Source organism: Clostridium sp. (genome assembly GCF_036642255.1).
Taxonomy (GTDB): domain Bacteria; phylum Bacillota; class Clostridia; order Clostridiales; family Clostridiaceae; genus Clostridium_J.
This window is the reverse complement of record NZ_JAVWDJ010000060.1, coordinates 1-15,372: the sequence shown is the minus strand read 5'-3', so window position 1 is coordinate 15,372 and position 15,372 is coordinate 1. Positions and strand designations below refer to the sequence as shown.

Below are 15,372 nucleotides of genomic sequence, written 5' to 3'. Positions count from 1 at the left end.
TGGAAAATGTAGAGCTGGCGGTGGAAATTTGTGCAGATTGCATGAAGCCAGAGGAAGTACTGAAAAACGTTGGCCTCGAAGAAAGACTTTATAACTTCCCTTCACAGCTTTCTGGTGGGGAGCAGCAAAGGGTATCTATTGCGCGGGCAATAGCGAAAAATCCTAAGCTACTTCTATGTGATGAGCCTACAGGAGCACTGGATTACAATACTGGAAAAGCAATACTAAAGCTACTAGCTGATACAGCAAAGAATTATAATATGACGGTTATAGTTATTACTCATAATTCTGCTATAGCACCAATTGCTGACAAAATAATTACTGTGAAAAGTGGAAAAATAGCAAGTGTTAAAAAGAATGAAAATCCTGTTTCCATAGAAAGTATAGAGTGGTAATCATGAAAAAGACATTTTTTAAAAATTTAATGAGAGATGTGAAAAAGACCCTTTCCAGGTTTTTATCCATAGTTGTAATAATAGCAGTTGGGGTGGCTTTTTATGCAGGTGTTAGAGCTACCAGTCCTTCCATGAAGGTTTCAGGAGATAACTATTTTAATAAAAATAACTTTATGGATTATAAACTTATATCCACCCTTGGTCTTACTGAGGAGGACTTAACTGAAGTTCAAAAAATAAGTGGAGTAACTAAAGCACAGGGCAGTTACTCAATGGATGGAGTTATTGAAAAGGATGACCGTCAAATAGTACTAAATATTAACTCCCTGCCAGAGGAAAATGCCCTTAACACTATTAGAATGGTGCAAGGCAAAAGAGCTGAAGCACCTAATGAAGTTGTAGTTGAAGAAAGATTCTTTAATACAAATAAATTAAACTTAGGCGACACTATTGTACTTAAGTCAGGCACTGAGGATAAAATAGAGGACAGTTTGGAAATCACAGAGTTTAAAATTGTTGGAACAGCAGAATCTCCATTATATATTTCAGATGTAAGACAGCCTAGTTCAGTGGGAAATGGTATTGTCAGAGGTTTTGTGTATATACTTCCTGAAGTTTTTAAAAGCGAAGTTTATACGGAAATCTATGTGAAAACTGAAAGCCCTGAGTCGCAAAACAGTCTTTTAGATAATGAAAATTATATTAATCACAATGAAAGTATAAAACAGGCTCTTAAAGATATTGGAATAGCAAGAAATGAAGTAAGATATGCTGAGGTTTATAAAACAGGAAATGATAAGTTAATTGAAGCTGAAGAAAAGCTTAATAGCTCTAAAAAAGAAGCAGCAGAGAAATTTGCAGATGGATATAAAGTGCTTAATGCTGCTAGAGATAAAATCACTAAGGGAAGAGAAGAACTTAAAAAGAATGAAGCTCTTTTTAATACTCAAATTGCAGCCAGCAAAAAACAGATAGAGGATGGGAAAAGCCAAATCCTCTATGGAGAAAATGAGATAAATAAAAAGAAAAAGGAACTTGAAATGGCAAAGCTTCAACTTGGCGCAGACAATCCAATGATTATAGCGGGTGAAGCTGAACTTAATAAAGGAATACTAGAACTTGAAGCAAGTAAGAAAAAAATAGTTGAATCTGAAATTCAGTTAAATAAGGGAAAACAAGAAGCCCTAGCAAAATTCAGTAGTGGAAGAAAAGAACTTGATAATGGACAAAAGGAAGTTGATAGCAATACTGAAAAATTAAAATTAGAGGAAGAAAAGGCTAATGTTAAGTTTATGGAGGCTGAAGCTGAAATTCAAGAAAATAGGGATAAGCTTAATGAAATAAAAAAGCCTGACTGGTATGTGCTGGGAAGAACCGAAAATGCAGGTTATGAAACCTACAGACAAGACAGTGATAGGATTGATAATATAGGAAAGGCCTTTCCACTAATATTTTTCCTTGTGGCAGCACTTGTGAGTCTAACTACAATGACAAGGATGGTTCAGGAAAAGAGAACAGAGATAGGAACCTTTAAGGCTTTAGGATATTCTAGAAGGAGTATTGTTGCTCACTATCTAATTTATTCCCTTTCAGCCAGTGTAATTGGAAGTGTTATTGGAGTAATAGTTGGATTTAGATTATTTCCACCACTTATAATGAATGCCTATGCTATTCGTTATGCTATTGCTGACAAGGTAGTGCCTTTTGACACAAACCTTGCCTTACTATCTTCTATAATAGCTATATTATTCACAGCTTTAGCAGCAGTGGCATCTACTTTGGATGAATTAAAGGAAGTCCCAGCCTCTCTTATGAGACCAAAACCACCTAAAGCGGGTAAGCAGATATTACTGGAAAAGGTTGGTTTCATATGGAAAAGACTTAACTTTACAAAGAAGGTTACTGCAAGAAATATCTTTAGATATAAGCAAAGACTCTTTATGACTGTGATTGGTATTGCTGCTTGTACAGGACTCATGATAACTGGTTTTGGATTAAAGCAAGGAATAATTGGTGCAGCTGAAGCTCAATTTAGAGATGTTTATATATATGATATGAAGGGTACTCTTGAGAAAAAAGTAAGTAATACTGATATGAATACTCTAAAAGCTGATGCTTTGAAGGATTCTAACATTAAATCCATGGTATTTGCTTATTCAAAGAATGCCACAATTAGCACAGAAGACATTAAGAGTCAGGATGCCTATATAGTTGTGCCTGAAAACAAGGAAGATCTTAATAGTTATATTAACTTGTCTTTCAAGGATGAAGAATTAAAACTTCAGGATGAAGGGGTCATTATTACTAAGAAATTAGCAAAACTTATAAATAAAAATGTTGGAGAAACCATCCAAATTACCTTGGAAGATAAGGTGATGGAAGTTAAAATTTCTGGTGTAACAGAGCACTATGTTCAGCACTATATCTATATGAGTCCAGCTTATTATGAAAAGCTAACAAGTAACAGTTTAAACTTTAACAGTTTCTATGGGCTACTTAATAGTACCTTAGATGAGGCTGAAGACAACACTTTAAATGCCTTGAAAGCTTTGGGCCAAATTAATTCTATAGAATTTAAAAGTAATTTGCAGCTTAACTTTAATGATATGCTTGCCAGTATTAATTCTGTAATACCAGTGTTAATAATATCTGCAGGGGTTTTAGCCTTTGTTGTAATATACAATTTAACTAACATAAATATTTCTGAAAGACAAAGAGAACTTGCAACAATAAAGCTTTTAGGGTTTTTCAATCCTGAATTGGCAGCTTATATCTACAGAGAAAATGTGATATTAACTTTTTTAGGAAGCTTAGTGGGAATGCCTATGGGAATAATTCTAAATAAGTTTGTTATTGGTACAGCAGAAACTAATGATATGTTATTTTTACAGAAAATAAGTCCAGTTTATTTCTTAATTGCTGTATTACTTACACTACTATTTTCTGTAGTTGTAAATTTAGCTATGTATAACAGATTTGATAAAATTGATATGATAGAATCACTTAAGAGTGCTGAGTAAAAAGCTGTAATTTAGATTAATGATACTTTAAGATCATAAAAATATTCTCTTTAAATATTAACAACTTAGTTTTGTTAAGCAATATTAAAGCATTAAGACATAAAAAATCTTAATGCTTTTTGTGTGTAAGGAATACCTCGGGCAAGGACTGTTATATTTAAAAAGAAAACCAGCCTCTGGAAAATTTCTGGGGATGATTTTTCAAAAGAATAAATCTATATAAATCTAAGGGTAAAATAGACTATAATTCTCCTTAAAATAAAAGCTCCTACCAGTGTAATTTTGCCCCGGTAAGAGCCTTTATATATTTCATTGTCTTAAGCTAGTCCAGTGCTAAACTGACTGTTGTATAAATCAGCATAGAATCCACCTTTTTCAATTAAGTCTCCATGAGTTCCTGTTTCAACTATTTGTCCATCTTTAAGCACTATGATTTTATTTGCATTTTTAATGGTGCTTAATCTATGAGCAATAACAAAAGTAGTTTTTCCGTTCATTAAATTAAGAAGGGCTTTTTGAATTTCCATCTCAGTACGAGTATCAATGGAGGAGGTAGCTTCATCTAGTATTAATATGGAAGCTTTTGCAACACTTGCTCTTGCTATAGCTAAAAGCTGTCTTTGACCATGGGATAAGTCACCACCATTGTCCGATAAAACAGTGTTGTAGCCTTTAGGCAGTTGCATAATAAAGTTATGAGCATTAGCAAGTTTTGCGGCTTCTATAACCTCTGAATCCGTTGCAATTATATTACCATATCTAATGTTTTCCATAACGGTTTCTGAAAATAGGAAGGTGTCTTGCAGTACCATTGATACATTTTTTCTTAGACTTTCCTTGGTTATAGAATTTATATCTTTATCATCAATGGTAATTTTTCCACTGTCAATATTATAGAAATTAGTAAGTAGGTTTATAATAGTGGTTTTACCAGAACCAGTAGGTCCCACCACCGCAACTAGACTTCCTTTTTCTGCTTCTAAACTTAAGTTTTCTAAGATTTTCTTATCAGCAGAATAAGAGAAGTTTACCTTCTCAAATTTTACATGTCCATCAATGTCCTTAAGTTCCTCAGCTCCTAAATCATCTTTTTCTTTTTCCTCATCTATAACATCAAAAACTCTTTCTCCACCAGCTAGGGCACTTTGAATAGTATTGAATAGATTTAGAATTTCGTTAATTGGTCTTGTAAAATTTCTCATATAAATTATAAAGGTAAGGATTACTCCCACAGTTAGTCCATCTTTACCAGAAATGGCTAGATACCCACCAAACACTGCAACAATGACATAAGATAGATTATTTATAAAATTATTTATGGGTCCCATAAATCCAGAAAACCCTTGGGCAAAAATTGCACTGCTAGTAAGTCTTTTATTTATCACTGAAAACTGTTGTTTTACTTTTTCTTCTTCTGAAAATAATAGCACAGTTTTTTGAGCTGATATCATTTCCTCAATATAACCATTTAAATTACCAAGTTCTCTCTGCTGTTTAACAAAGTAGGGTTGAGTTTTTGACACAAGGACCTTTGTAATAAGTAGCATAAGGGGAGTTGTAATCATTGTAACCATAGTAAGTGTTGGACTTAAAATAAGCATAGCAAGAAGCATTCCTAATATATTTATGATACCTGAGAAAAACTGTGTTACACTTTGGGATAAGGTCATGCTGATATTGTCTACGTCATTGGTTAATCTACTCATGATGTCTCCACTGGAATGGGTATCAAAATACTTTAAAGGAAGGCTTTGAATACTTACAAATAAATCCTTTCTGATATTTGAAGAGGTAAGTTGAGCAATATAAACCATGAGTCTATTTTGGAAAAAAGTAGCTGCAATGTTTACCACATATATAATACCTAAAACCATACAGATATATCCAAGACCAGCTAAGTCAAGTTTTTGTATATAATTATCCACTGCATAGCCATTAATTCTAGTGCCTATAATGGAGGTTATGGTAACAATTATTGAAAGTAGAAATATAACCACCAAAGCCCACTTTTTACTTCCTAAATACTGAAGAATTCTCCAGGTAGTTCCCCATGGGTTCTCAAGTCTTTCTTTTTTCTTATTAAATCTACTGCTATGGTCAGTTACGCCTGGTCTATTAACTGTAAATTCCTTTGGATTAGCCAATTTTTTTCACATCCTCTCCTAGCTGTGAAATAGCTATGGTTCTGTAAATTTCATTGTTATTCATTAAGTATTCATGAGTATCAATAGCACTTATTGCGCCTTTATCAATTACTATGATTTTATCTGCATCCATCACTCCAGTAATTCTTTGTGCAATAACAAGCATAGTTTTGTCTTTAAGCTTCTTCTTAATAGAGCTTTGAAGCCTTGCTTCTGTGGACATATCTAGGGCACTAGTGGAATCATCCATTATAAAGACTTTACTGTTTTTAACTAAAGCCCTTGCAATGCAAATACGCTGTTTTTGTCCACCAGAAAGATTCTTACCTCTTTGTTCAATAGCACTGTTAAAACCTTGTTCTTTTCTTATTATAAATTCATAAGCCTCAGCATCTTTTGAAGCTTCTATAATTAAATTTTCGTCAGATTCTTCATTTCCAAACTTTATATTATCTTGTATAGTTCCAGAAAAAATAGTGTTTTCTTGGGACACTAGAGTTATGTTATCTCTAAGCTGTTTCAAACTTATATCTTTTACATTAACACCACCAATTAGAACTTCACCTTCAGTGGCATCATAAAGTCTTGCCATAAGGCTTACTAAAGTACTTTTTCCAGAGCCAGTACTACCAATTATTCCAACCTTTTCTCCTTGATTAATACTAAAGTTAATATTTTTTAGAACATATTCGCTAGTATTATTATATTTAAAACCTACATTTTTAAATTCTATATCATAAGCTCCAAATTCCTTAGCATTAGCCCTATTATCCATAGCTGGAACCATTGAAAATACCGTATTTATTCTATCTGCAGAGGCCTTAGCGCGGGAATAACTTATTACAATGTTGATTAATGAAATAAGGGAATTCATGGTTTGAGTAATATAATTTATAAAAGCCATGATTATCCCAACCTGAAGCAAATTATTTTTAACCATAAAGCCCCCAAACCAAAGTACTGCAATTACTGTAACATTCATTACAAAGGTTACAATTGGCCAAAGTATCATATTTACATTTTGTGCTTTGATATTTACTTCTCTTAACTCTTTATTAGCGATATTAAATCTGTTGAGCTGCTTATCTATAATATTAAAAACCTTTACTACCTTTACTCCTAAGATATTTTCTCTCATAACTAGGTTCATGTTATCAAGCTTACTCTGTAGTTGTAAAAAAAGGGGATAGGAGTATTTCATAATAATCACAATAGCAAATATTATTATAGGTAGAGCTATTAAATATATATTTCCAAGTTTTGGACTAAGGTAATATGACATAATAATACTTCCCATGCACATAAAGGGAGCTCTCACCATAATTCTTAATGCAGTGAGCATCATGTTTTGAATTTGAGTTACATCATTGGTGAGCATTGTAATTAGTGTAGAAGTCTTTAAGGTATCTATTTCAAGAAAGGATAAACTTTGAATTTTGTTAAAGAGTCCTTGTCTTAAATTTTCACCTAGCTTCATGGTAGCTATGGCAGCAAAAAAAGAACAACCAGCACCACCTATTATACCTAGGATTGCAGCTACCAACATCTTACTTCCCACCGTTAAGATGTACTGGGTATCATTACTTGCAACACCCACGTCTATTATCTGTACCATGAGAGTGGGTTGCAATAAATCCATAGAAACCTCTATTAGCATCATTAAGGGAGCAATAATTGCACAAATAATAGCATTACCCTTCAAAAACCTTAATAACTTAATCATTATCCTCGTCCTTTCCATCCAAATTATTTTGAATTCTATTAAAAAATTCAATAGCTTCAAGTTTTTCCTTTTCTGAAAAGTCTTTAAAACAAAGCTCATCTAAATCTTCAAAAATTCTTCTAACCTGTTTTTGGGCAGCTACACCCTTATCAGTTAAAAAAACATTTAAAACCCTTCTATTTTCACTGTTTTGACTTCTATATATAAGTTCATTTTTCTCCATATTAGAGAGCACACTTGTTACAGTGGCAGGCTCGATTCTGCAACTTACTGATATGTCCTTTTGTATGCATCCATTATTCTTTACAAGAAAATCCAAAATTTTAGGTTGACCTTCCGTGAGTCCAACCTTTGAAAACTCTTTATATGCAAGCTTTCGGTGAGTTTTAGATAATCTTATTAGCACTTTATGTATCTCTTTCATGTTTCCTCCAAGTAAATAAACTATTAGATATCTAACTGTTAGGCATCTAATATAATTTTACCAACAGGATTTTTATTTGTAAATATATAGATTAAAGAAAATTTATACTAAGTGGCTTTATTATTTAAAGAAAAATACCGTTGTAATCCACTAGCTTCACATTTTGAACAATTATCTCTAGATTAAAATTAGGAAGAATCATTGAAATTGTAGATTCAACAGGGACATAGCATTCTCATTAGCCAAATCCACTCTTTCTTATATTAAATAAAAAATAAGTTCATTTTGCTTTACAACTTTGGAGGTAGATTTAACGAAGAAACTATTCTTTCTTCTAACAAAGTTCCCTTTGTTAAAACAAAGTTCCCTTTGTTAAAACAAAGTTGCCCTTGCTCTACTGAAAAGTAGGGCATTTTTTATTGCTTATTAATGAAACAATAACAGATTTTATTTGGAGGGAAAAATTTTTATTAAAAGTTTCAAGTAAATATAACATATTAAATTACCATTGTAGTATTGGAATTAAAAGAAGGAGATGATACAATTAAGATAACCCCCCATAGGGGATATTGAGTGGAGGTGTAATCATGTGTGAGGAAAATAAACATAAACACGAACATGAAAATACTAAAGCAGTAGTTAATAGGCTCTCTAGGGCTATAGGGCATTTAGAGTCTGTTAAAAGGATGGTAGAGGATGGGAAAGATTGCAGTGAGATTCTTATTCAAATTGCAGCTGTTAAATCAGCAGTTAACAATATTGGTAAAATTATTTTACAAGACCATATTAATAACTGTGTAGTAGATGCGGTAGAAACAGGGGATAAAAAGGTATTAGAAGATTTAAATAGTGCTATTGAAAAGTTTATTAAGTAATAATTGAGAGGGATTTATTATGAAATATAAGGATCATAAAGCGATTTTCTTTGCTATATTAGCAGCAGCATTGTATGCAATTAGTTCACCTGTGTCTAAACTGCTTTTAGAGGAAATACCTCCCAAGTTAATGGCATCCTTTCTCTATCTTGGAGCAGGATTAGGATTATTTATTGTTGGTTTTATTAAACGTAAGAAATTTAATGAGCAAACTGAAGCTAGACTTACAAAAAAAGAACTTCCATTTACTATAGGAATGGTAATTTTAGATATTGCAGCACCAATATTTCTAATGATTGGGCTTACTATCACAACCCCAGCTAATGTATCCCTGCTTAATAATTTTGAAATTGTTGCAACTACCTTAATTGCATTGTTAGTTTTTAAGGAATCTATTGGAAAGCGACTTTGGATTGCTATATTTTTTATTACAGTATCAAGCATTATTTTATCTATAGAAGATATAAGTAGCCTTTCATTTTCCTTTGGTTCGATTTTTGTTTTATTAGCATGTATATGTTGGGGACTTGAAAATAACTGTACTAGAAAGCTATCAATAAAAGATCCTTTACAGGTGGTGGTTGTGAAGGGGTTTGGCTCTGGGTTAGGTTCTTTAATAATTGCACTTTCATTAGGGGAGAGAATAAATAATATAGCATATGTTTTAATAGCTCTTTTATTAGGATTCTTTGCATATGGATTAAGCATATTCTTTTACATCTATGCACAAAGGGATTTAGGCGCAGCAAAAACCAGTGCTTATTATGCTATATCACCATTTATAGGAGTAGGACTATCACTTATAATTTTTAGAGAAACTCCATCATTATCATTTATTATGGCATTAATAATTATGATAATAGGAACTTATTTCGCTTCTACTGAAGAGCATAATCATGTGCATAGCCATATAGTTATAACTCATGAACATAGTCATAGTCACGATGATGGTCATCATAATCATTTTCATGATAAACCTATAGTAGGTAACCATAACCATCATCATGTTCATGAAGAGTATAGTCATTCACATAAACATACACAGGATATTCATCATAGTCATGCTCACTAAATAAAGTTAAATTAGCTTAATTTTGAACTAAGCTGTCTATATACTATATAAAATCAAAGGGTGAATTTTATCATCCTTTATTTGTTTTTTGTGAAATGCGTAATTGAATATCCTTTAATAGTTATAATGTGTAATAAAATTTAAAAAAAATACTTTGAGACATGTATTAAAAACCGTATCTGACACGGTGCTTAAAGACTCTATAGAAGTAGTTAGAAAACTTCAATCAATAAATGTAGAAAGTATATTATTAACTGGTGATAACCTACATGCAGCTTCGCATATTGCAAAGAGTGTAGGTATTACAAATTTTCAACCAAAATGCTTACCAGAACACAAAATGACTACAATTGAAGAGTACCAAAATAAAAATGAGATGGTATGTATTGTTGGGGATGGTCTAGTTGGGTATTTAACCAATATAAATTTAAGACATCACTTCGGTTCCCTATAGTAAAAAAGATAAAATCTCAGACATTGGTTTCTGGGATTTTATCTTTAATTATAGTAATTTAACAGTTTTATAAATTTACATTTGCAATATTGGAGTAAGCGGACCTTCCTTCATTATTAAACGCTGCAACTCGATAACTGTAGCTATTTCTAGATCTAACATTTAAATCGAAGTATATGAAGCTTTGTGGTCCAACAGTTTTTATTACTGTATAAGGATTTCCATTATCAGAGCGTTCTATAATAAAACCAGTTTCGCTATTGGAGTTATCCAGCCACGTTAGGATAACTAGAGATCTACCCAATGGTATTGCAATCAAGTTTGATGGTGCTGCAGGAGGCACAGATGCTCTAACCACGTTAGAAAAACTAGAGTCAACAGTCAGAGTTGGGAAACCAGGAGTTTCAGTATCCCCAACAGTATTAGATGCAAATACTCGATAGTAATAAATATTGCTTGTGTTTCCAATTACATCGGTGTAAGAAGTAGTATTTGCTGATACTGTATCTAAAGAAGTCCAAGGGTCTGTGCCGGTGATAGATCTTTGTATTGTAAAACTAGTTTCGTTTGTAGAACTGTCATTCCATTTTAACTCTACTCTTCTGTTAGATAAATTACCCACAACACTTACAGAGAGATTAGTAGGTGCTTTAGGTGGAATAACAAAGGCCATGGAATGCATCATATCCATTTCTTCGTGAGCTAGAATATGGCAGTGATAAACATACTCCCATCCAAAGTTAACTAAGTGGTTGGGTATTTCAGTTATTGGATTTCCTAAAGGGTCAAACCATCCTGCAGGTGGAGGTGCCATTAACATTGCGCCTTCAGGCATTGTGGGATCTATTAGACGAACACTGTTTGGCACCTCAAATGGTACCTGTGATGAATTAGGAATAGTAGGCCTTAGTGCAATAATCGTATGCTCCAATGGATTCACTCTGAAGGTTTCTTTCCAACCTAACTCATTAGCATCAGGAGGTAATAAAGCTCCATCCCAAGCAACCCTATTAATGAGTTGAGCAGAAAATAGGTGGACATGAATTGTATGAGTATCCACGCCGTTGTGAGTTATTTTCCAGATTTGTGTTCCATCCTCAAGAGAACCTATAGGTGTAGTAGTAAGGTCTTTTGTACCTTTTATGATCTCGACAGGTGGACTTGCATATCCATACACAACAAATTGATTAAAGTTAGAGCTAGTAACTGGGAATTCTAGACCAAGCATACCACTCATCCGTCCATACTCCATGTCGTAAACTTCACCCATTTCATCTTGCAAAGCTTTAGGCTGAACTTCTAGGGTAACTGGTTCTAGAAGAGCTCCATTTTTATCAATAGGTTGAAATGTCTTAGAAAATTCATGAAGCTGCACATAAGCGTTTGCAGCATCCTCAGGAAAATTTGAAACGTTGTAAGCAGAGTTATAAGGACCTTGTGGAATTATAATTGGATCATGAGAGGCTTCAAAAACACCTCGTTTAATAGCTGTTTTTTTAAACACTGCTTTTAAAGCTTCTAAATCAAATTCAGACTCAGCAGGAGAATTTGATACTCTAATTTGCATAATAGTGCGAGTGTTAGGACCAAAGCCAGGCTTAGTTGATGGGGCACCTCCTTCATCAGTTAGGTCTGGATTATTTGTATAATAATCATATCTTGGATCTGCTGCTGGGAAAGCTGCAGGAGCATCATTGTAAAGAATAATAGTTTTTCCTGCAAATTGGGAAAAGTCAATGATTACATCTGCACGTTCTGCAGCACCAAGAAGTAGTGAGTGCCCAGCTACATTTCCAAAGTTGAAATTTGTTGGGTTCAAGTTCCAGGTTATTGGTTGATTTTCTATAACTACAGGTGCAGGAAGGAAACCACCTTCAGTGCCTATTTGAATCCAATTAGGTCCTTTTAGGTCTGGGTCTGGAATACCCGGCCAGTTTGCTGGAAGACCTTCTGTACCACAAGCTGTTATCATCTTCACCTCTGTACCATATCCAGTATCTTCCGAGATATAACCATCAGGGTCTGCAATATACATCTGTAAATTAAAGAAACGATCATCTGCAGCATTAAGGATTCGGAAACGGTAAGCCTTAGGTTCAACTTCTAGGTAGGGATAGGCCGTGCCGTTAACTAGTGGAGTATCCATAAATGCCTCTCCTGGCATTGAAGGATAAGGCATATTAGGCATCATAGGTGGTTGCTCTGGTGCATTTTCCGGATCATAGTAAGGATTAGGAATAGGTCCATGCTTTATATTAGCAGTTGGCGGCCAGAACCAAGGGCCATACATCCAGCGGCCAAAAGCGTTTGTTCCCGAAGGATCCCAAGGATTCTGTGCCGGGCTATAGACATGAGGATACCAAAGATCACCAGTTTTAGGTATACCAGGTGTTGTTCCCCAAGTCCAAGTTGGATCTGTGCTTAGTATAGTATTTTTATCAACAAAAGTTCTATCTTGAATTACTAAAGGAATTCCAAGGTCTGGGAGAAACTTTTTCCTATCTGGATTCACGCCAGTTTCATTGGTACCATTTATGAGATCTAGTTCTACATTATCAGTTAGTAGGTAAGGTGCCGCTTCACCCACATAAACATTTAGACGTGTTATCCCATAGGAATGATCATGATAGAACATTAACCTAGCACTTTGAGCATTAGTATAATACAAAGTTTGCATTCCATTTCTTGGGTCATTTACATCTTCCATATCGGGTACATTAACCACACTGACACCTTTAGGGTAATGGGTATTTTCTCCTGCTGGTGTAATCCACTGATGAGGTGTACCATCGCTGATCCATACTGTGTTATTTCCGTGAAGGTGTATATTAGCACGGTTTTGACTATAATTCATTGGCATAGCTTCCATTTCACCATGACCATGTGGGCCCATCCCCGCACCCATAACTGTTGTATCTACAGGGATGAACAGGTCACCACCAGCTCCAGTTGGTAGTAAATTGTGGAATTTTATACGAACAGGAACATCTCTCTTGGAAATAATAGATGGCCCCATATAATGAGGATCATCAACAGCAAAAGCTTCATTACCATCTCCTTTCAAAATAGGCCTGCCATTGTACCTCAAAGGAATTTGTTTACCAGGAATCACTGATGTAGACAATTGAACGTAGCCTCGGAGTCTGGTAGGAGGGAGATCAGAATGCATTTTTTCTTCATATTCAACAACAGCTATTTCGTAATAGTCAGAGCCTTCATAGGTAATTGTATCGGCTTCCGCTATAGGCATATACTGTCCAAGTTCATTTTTGTTGTCTGGTCCTAGACCAGGCATTCTATCAATAAATTTTCTCATATTAGTTGGACTAAAGGCCCAATTGGCGGTGCCAAAATAGTCAGGGATAAGATAGCCAGTAGCAGGGTCTATAACAAGGGACGTACTACTTATAGATTCATTATTTTCCATTTTTCCTCCTATAAATTCAATTAAGCAATATTATTTTCACTATTTTATAAGTGATTATAATATCATATTCATTTTTAAAACTACCTGTGACACATTCTAGTGTTACATTTATTACATTACTTTCTCGTGTTCAAATAACTGAGGATAAAGAGGTAGCCGTGGTACATATATACCGCTTTGAAGGGGAAAAGATTGCTGAAATGTGGGATATATCGCAAGAGATCCCTGAAAATTCACCTAATGAAAATGGGATGTTTTAATATAATAAACCCTAAAATAAAAGCATTAAGACGTGAAAATCTTAATGCTTTTTATTATCTACTTTATTAGTTTCAGAACTTCAACATAATATTCATCTTTATTAGTATATCTGTCACCTTCAGGGATTTCTGGACCATACCCGTGGCCTTTTCTTAGGTTATCTGCATATTGAACTTTATCTTTTTTTATTAATATTTGAGGAGTTACAAATACCTCTCTAGAAAATGTTCCATTAGAATCCACTAGCTTCACATTTTGAACAGTTATCCCTAGATTAGAATTAGGAAGAATTGTTGAAATTGTAGACTCATCAGGAATATAACCATAAACAGGAAGCTGTCCATCAGATATTACTGTAGCGTAATTATTTTCAACTACTGCTTTAAGTGCTGCGTTTGAATCATCAGAAGAAAAGTTATTCCTTACTAAAATAAATACTTTTCCTTTATACTTATTGTTACCCTTGATACCAATCCTTTTTTCTTTTAAGATATGATACTCAGATTGCGGATAAACTTTTTCTAAGGTTTCCGTAGAGGAGGTAACCTCAGTGGTATTTGCGGAAGGATAACCTTTTAAATATTCTATATATTTATCATTAATTTCATTTTTCTTAATCACCTTATAATCGAAATATTCGATGTCTTTAGGCGAAATATACTCTATCATGCGATTAAACAATACATCATTAAAGCCATTCCTAAAATCCAATATTAAGTAATTGCTGTTATTTATATAAGAATACAGTTTTTCTGTTTCCCTAGAATCTCCAAAATATTTATTAACTTCTTCAAAAGCAGAGAAATTTAGTGCAAGGATATTTCCATCCTGAGTAGGATTAATAAGGTTTACTTTAGGCACCTCTGATACTTCTACCTTTGGATCATTGGCATAAACTCTAAAACCATCTTCTAAAATTGGTTTATTTGGGTCAAAGGAAAGTAGTTTAATTTTCTTTTCCTCATTAGCTGAGTTTTTAATTGTAATTTCATTAGGAGTTTTGCCAAAGGGGGTAAATAAATAGCCCATTACATTTTTTTCGTTAAGAAAATCATAGTATGAAAAGGATCTGTCATAGGGGAGTGTCTTAACATATTCATGTACATCCACGCCATCTACAGCAATTACTAGGTCCCCCGCATGCACCTCAGGATCTTGACTCATGGATATATAATACTCTCCATCAATATAGTTGGCATTTAAATTACAAGCGTAACTTGCGTTAAATAATTTATCCCAGTATTCTTTTTCAATAGGTTCCCATTTTAATTTTCCTTCATAAAGCTTTTCATTAAAGGTTCTTTCTGTTATTCCAAGATTTTCATCAAGGTAGTTATATGAATTACTATTAGGGGGTATATCCAAAGTTACTCCTACAGCTCCAAAGATAAATTTTCTAAAGAAATCATATAGAGTGTTAATGAATTCTGCATCCGAAGAAGTCTTAGAAATAGAATTAATTATTTTAGTTCTTTCTTTAAGAAAATCTTGTCCAGTTATAGCTTTCAATTCTTCAAAATAAGGATAAGTATCTTCAAGAAAATCCATTAAATATTTTGCGTCTCTTTTTTTCTCTC

At 33.7% G+C, this 15,372-nt stretch carries 9 protein-coding genes and 1 pseudogene; 5 read left to right on the top strand and 5 right to left on the bottom strand.

Going from position 1 to position 15,372, the window contains the following annotated elements; genetic code table 11:
• Both RR409_RS19000 and RR409_RS18995 read left to right on the top strand, forming a co-directional pair.
• Positions 1–395 (top strand): ATP-binding cassette domain-containing protein (locus RR409_RS19000; RefSeq protein ID WP_332559353.1); only part of this gene is annotated, 395 nt, incomplete at its 5' end.
• A 2-nt stretch (positions 396–397) separates the two neighbouring features.
• Entirely contained in the window at positions 398–3,415 is a 3,018-nt protein-coding gene (locus RR409_RS18995; protein WP_332559352.1) for an FtsX-like permease family protein, read from the top strand.
• A 317-nt stretch (positions 3,416–3,732) separates the two neighbouring features.
• On the opposite strand, the gene RR409_RS18990 is transcribed toward RR409_RS18995, so the two are convergent.
• The 3 genes from RR409_RS18990 to RR409_RS18980 are packed head-to-tail and all read right to left on the bottom strand — an operon-like array spanning position 3,733 to position 7,706.
• Positions 3,733–5,559 carry an ABC transporter ATP-binding protein gene (locus tag RR409_RS18990; RefSeq protein WP_332559351.1) on the bottom strand — a complete coding sequence of 609 codons (1,827 nt, stop codon included), beginning with the start codon at positions 5,557–5,559 and terminating at the stop codon, positions 3,733–3,735.
• Complete coding sequence (locus tag RR409_RS18985; protein WP_332559350.1) at positions 5,552–7,282, bottom strand: ABC transporter ATP-binding protein; 1,731 nt, start codon at positions 7,280–7,282, stop codon at positions 5,552–5,554. Before RR409_RS18985 ends, RR409_RS18990 begins: the two co-directional genes overlap by 8 nt.
• On the bottom strand, positions 7,275–7,706 hold the full coding sequence (locus RR409_RS18980; RefSeq protein ID WP_332559349.1) for a MarR family transcriptional regulator: 432 nt from the start codon (positions 7,704–7,706) through the stop codon (positions 7,275–7,277). The genes RR409_RS18985 and RR409_RS18980 overlap by 8 nt, the downstream gene beginning before the upstream one ends.
• 587 nt (positions 7,707–8,293) lie before the next feature.
• On the opposite strand from RR409_RS18980, the gene RR409_RS18975 reads away from it, so the two are divergent.
• From RR409_RS18975 to RR409_RS18965, 3 genes are all read left to right on the top strand, one after another.
• Complete coding sequence (locus tag RR409_RS18975; RefSeq protein ID WP_332559348.1) at positions 8,294–8,581, top strand: metal-sensing transcriptional repressor; 288 nt, start codon at positions 8,294–8,296, stop codon at positions 8,579–8,581.
• 19 nt (positions 8,582–8,600) lie between these two features.
• On the top strand, positions 8,601–9,653 hold the full coding sequence (locus tag RR409_RS18970) for a DMT family transporter (RefSeq protein ID WP_332559347.1): 1,053 nt from the start codon (positions 8,601–8,603) through the stop codon (positions 9,651–9,653).
• A 154-nt stretch (positions 9,654–9,807) separates the two neighbouring features.
• Positions 9,808–10,107, top strand: coding sequence for an HAD family hydrolase (locus tag RR409_RS18965; RefSeq protein ID WP_332559346.1), 300 nt, complete (start codon positions 9,808–9,810; stop codon positions 10,105–10,107).
• A gap of 67 nt (positions 10,108–10,174) precedes the next feature.
• On the opposite strand, the gene RR409_RS18960 is transcribed toward RR409_RS18965, so the two are convergent.
• Both RR409_RS18960 and RR409_RS18955 read right to left on the bottom strand, forming a co-directional pair.
• The gene (locus RR409_RS18960) at positions 10,175–13,534 is read right to left on the bottom strand and encodes a hypothetical protein (protein ID WP_332559345.1); all 3,360 of its coding nucleotides are present in this window, start codon (positions 13,532–13,534) and stop codon (positions 10,175–10,177) included.
• A 318-nt stretch (positions 13,535–13,852) separates the two neighbouring features.
• Positions 13,853–15,372: pseudogene (locus RR409_RS18955) on the bottom strand (hypothetical protein); the annotation flags it as partial.

Excerpts from the sequence above, each read along its gene's own strand:
- RR409_RS18970 (WP_332559347.1), top strand. The coding sequence starts at position 8,601 with ATGAAATATAAGGATCATAAAGCGATTTTCTTTGCTATATTAGCAGCA.
- RR409_RS18975 (WP_332559348.1), top strand. The coding sequence starts at position 8,294 with ATGTGTGAGGAAAATAAACATAAACACGAACATGAAAATACTAAAGCA.
- RR409_RS18995 (WP_332559352.1), top strand. The coding sequence starts at position 398 with ATGAAAAAGACATTTTTTAAAAATTTAATGAGAGATGTGAAAAAGACC.
- RR409_RS18985 (WP_332559350.1), bottom strand. The coding sequence starts at position 7,282 with ATGATTAAGTTATTAAGGTTTTTGAAGGGTAATGCTATTATTTGTGCA.
- RR409_RS18960 (WP_332559345.1), bottom strand. The coding sequence starts at position 13,534 with ATGGAAAATAATGAATCTATAAGTAGTACGTCCCTTGTTATAGACCCT.
- RR409_RS18980 (WP_332559349.1), bottom strand. The coding sequence starts at position 7,706 with ATGAAAGAGATACATAAAGTGCTAATAAGATTATCTAAAACTCACCGA.